The 1,554-nt window shown below is 41.1% G+C and carries 2 protein-coding genes and 1 pseudogene; all 3 read right to left on the bottom strand.

Features of this window, described 5'->3' with window-relative positions; translation table 11 throughout:
- Positions 1 to 626: pseudogene (locus H7254_RS20800) on the bottom strand (hypothetical protein); the annotation flags it as partial.
- A gap of 124 nt (positions 627 to 750) precedes the next feature.
- Entirely contained in the window at positions 751 to 1,209 is a 459-nt protein-coding gene (locus H7254_RS20795) for a GNAT family N-acetyltransferase (protein WP_301934803.1), read from the bottom strand.
- A 41-nt stretch (positions 1,210 to 1,250) separates the two neighbouring features.
- The coding region (locus H7254_RS20790) for an ADP/ATP-dependent (S)-NAD(P)H-hydrate dehydratase (RefSeq protein WP_301934802.1) at positions 1,251 to 1,554 on the bottom strand (304 nt) is incomplete at its 5' end.

The raw sequence follows: 1,554 nt of genomic DNA, 5'->3' as shown, positions 1-1,554 counted from the left end.
TGTGTTAACTGGTAAGGCTTTTTGTCCGGGTATTCAGCAAAACCCTGTCCTTCTGTTCGTAATGGATGAAGCTCATGCCAGGTTACATTACCATTCTGATCTTTAAGCGACCCTTTGGGATTAAAATGAAAAGCTCCCAACCCAGCAAAGATATAGGGCCTAAGCCTGGGGTTATATTCTTCATCGTTTCTTTTTGCATATTGAATCGGAAAAAACTCAATGGCAGCATACACTTCCCACATATTACTTTTAAAATCGAGATTCCTTTGTTTACGCCACAATTCATCTACCCCATTGGTATTTATTAAAGGGTCCTTGCCTTCCACGTAAGTGTACTGACCAGCGATCCTGATGCCATACCATTCCGAAGGATAAATGGAAATAAAAGCACCTTTCATTAATTTAGTAAGCTCAAAATTCAGATCCTTGATAAAGGTTGTTCCCTTACCTACCTTACCACCCAAATCGCCCAGGAAAAAAGTGGGTCCAAAGTTTAAGCCAGCTTCAATTTGAACCTCATCATTGCCCAACATTAAATGCTGTGCATTGCCGGCTGTATAAATAAACAGTAAAACAATAAGAGGGAAAAACCGCCTTTTAAAACAGGTGTGTAAATGATTTTTCATTAGGGAACATTTTGGATAATTTGGATATCAAGGATTAGTAACGGATTAATTAGTTAAACGACGCAATAACTACATCATCTTCACTGAAAATTATAAACGGCCAAAACTTTAAATTATTGTTTATTTACTTTGACCCTGACCTTAACTGCATCTTAATATGCGGTATGCCATCTTCCTGATATATATCGCTGATTTGTTTAAAGCCAAGATCGCTATAGAATTTCTGGAGGTAAAACTGTGCGCTAATGGTTATTAAGGGATGGTTGAATTGAGCCAGGCTTTTGGCAATCGCCAGCTGCATCAGCCGACGTCCGCAGCCGCTATTGCGGTATGCCGGGGAGGAAACAACCCTGCCAATACTCGGAGAATCATAAGATAATCCGGCAGGTAATATCCTGCAATAGGCAGCCAGCTTTTTACCATCCCATCCGGCAAGATGATAAGACGCCTGGTCTTTATCATCTGCATCCTGGTAAACACAATTTTGTTCTACAGAAAAAACTTCATTTCGCAGTTGCATAATAGCATACAATTCTTCAACAGTAAGGAGGTGGAATGATTTGTAAATCCAGTTTAGTTGCATGTGCTATTGGTTAGGTTTTCAGTAAACAACGTGGTATTCAACTATTTAATTTTTTCAATAATTTTAAATGCGGCGCCCAGGTTAAGTATGATATCACCCGGCAGCATGGCCTCCTGCGAAAGTTTTTCAGCGGCAATATCACCGGCAAGCCCGTGCAAGTAAACCCCCAGCATACAGGCGTGCAAAGGCTTGTAACCTTGCGCCAACAGGCCTGCTAGGATGCCGGTAAGTACATCTCCACTCCCACCCTTTGCCATACCGGCGTTTCCGGTGCTATTAAAATATCCTTTGCCGTCTGGGGTTACAATCAATGTATGGTGGCCCTTTAATACAATGTAAATTTTT

The sequence above is a fragment of the Ferruginibacter sp. genome (assembly GCF_014377975.1).
Classification (GTDB): Bacteria; Bacteroidota; Bacteroidia; order Chitinophagales; family Chitinophagaceae; genus Ferruginibacter.
This window is presented reverse-complemented; position numbering and strand designations above follow the sequence as displayed.